Below are 1,449 nucleotides of genomic sequence, written 5' to 3'. Positions count from 1 at the left end.
GCCGACGACCCGCACCTCGCCGTGCGTGACCTCGACGACGTCACCCAGCCGCTGCGCGTCGTGCTCGACCCGCGCGCCGAGGTGCCGCTGACCGCCCGGGTCCTCGACGACGGTCGCCCCGACGCTCGTCGTCGTCGCCGAAGGGACCGACGCCGCCCGGCTCACCGACGCCGGCGTCGACGTCCTCGCCGTGCCGCCGGGGGAGCGGGGCCTCGACCTCGCGGTCCTGCTGGCCGCGCTGCACGCCCGCGGGGTGCACTCCGTGCTCCTCGAGGGGCGGCGCCCACCTCGCGGCTCGGCCGTCGCCGGCCGACCTCGTCGACGAGCGTCGCCCACATCGCCCCTGCGCTGCTCGGGGCCGGCTCGCCGGTCCTCGCCGACGCGGGGATCACCACCATGACCGAGGCGCTGCGCCTCACCACCACCGACGTCGCCCGCCTCGGCGACGACGTCGCCGTCACCGCCACCGTGAGGAGGGAGCGCTGATGTTCACCGGGATCATCGAGGAGCTCGGGGAGGTGGTCGCCATCGAGCCGGGCTCCGACTCCAGCCGCATCACCGTCCGGGGCGCCGTCACGACGGCCGACCCCGCGCACGGCGCGTCGATCGCCGTCAACGGCGCCTGCCTCACCGTCACCGACCGCGAGGCGAAGGGGGGAGTCGTCACCTTCGACGTCATGGCCGAGAGCCTGCGCCGCACCGTCCTCGGCGACCTCGCCGTCGGCGACGCGGTCAACCTCGAGCGGGCGATGGTCCTCGGTGCCCGCCTCGACGGGCACCTCGTGCAGGGCCATGTCGACGGCACCGCGACGATCCTCGAGCGCCGCCCCGGCGACCGCTGGGACGAGGTGCGGCTCTCGCTCGCACCCGAGCTGGCTCCCTTCGTCGTCGAGAAGGGATCGATCTGCCTCGACGGGGTGAGCCTGACCCTCAGCGCGGTCGGCGACGACCACGTCGAGGTCGCGCTGATCCCGACGACGATGGAGCTGACGACCCTGGGCCGCAAGGGCGTCGGCGACCGGGTCAACGTCGAGGTGGACATCCTCGGCAAGTACGTCCAGCGCACGCTCGCGCTGGGGACCAAGGAGCAGTCATGAGCCACGACGAGACCCTGCTCGACCCGATCGAGGCGGCGATCGAGGCGATCGCCGCCGGCCAGCCGGTCCTCGTCGTCGACGACGCCGATCGGGAAAATGAGGGTGACATCATCTTCGCCGCCGACGCGGCGACCGACGAGGTCATGGGCGCGACCGTGCGCCTGGGCAGCGGCGTCATCTGCGTCGCCATGACCGGTGAGGACCTCGACCGTCTCGCGCTGCCGCCGATGACGGCGATCAACGAGGACGCCAAGGGCACCGCCTACACGATCTCCGTCGACGCCCGCGAGGGGCGTGACGGACCGGCATCAGCGCCGCCGACCGGGCCCGCACGGCGCGGCTGCTCGCCGAC

At 73.8% G+C, this 1,449-nt stretch carries 2 protein-coding genes and 1 pseudogene; all 3 read left to right on the top strand.

The genetic code is table 11. The features are described 5' to 3' along the window. Positions 1–486: pseudogene (locus tag AC2W7J_RS18130) on the top strand (hypothetical protein); the annotation flags it as partial. Continuing rightward, positions 486–1,097: a riboflavin synthase gene (locus AC2W7J_RS18125; RefSeq protein ID WP_485984163.1), complete on the top strand. Its 612-nt coding sequence runs from the start codon at positions 486–488 to the stop codon at positions 1,095–1,097. The pseudogene AC2W7J_RS18130 and the gene AC2W7J_RS18125, both read left to right, overlap by 1 nt. Beyond that, positions 1,094–1,449: 3,4-dihydroxy-2-butanone-4-phosphate synthase (locus tag AC2W7J_RS18120; protein WP_485984161.1), on the top strand; the 356-nt coding region annotated here is incomplete at its 3' end. The genes AC2W7J_RS18125 and AC2W7J_RS18120, both read left to right, overlap by 4 nt.

This window comes from Janibacter sp. CFPM2_SD2, assembly GCF_057364645.1.
The sequence above is the reverse complement of the archived record's forward strand: the minus strand, read 5'-3'. Positions and strand labels throughout refer to the sequence as shown.

Bases quoted from the DNA above. Each gene is read 5' to 3' on its own strand.
- AC2W7J_RS18125 (WP_485984163.1), top strand. From the start codon at position 486: ATGTTCACCGGGATCATCGAGGAGCTCGGGGAGGTGGTCGCCATCGAG.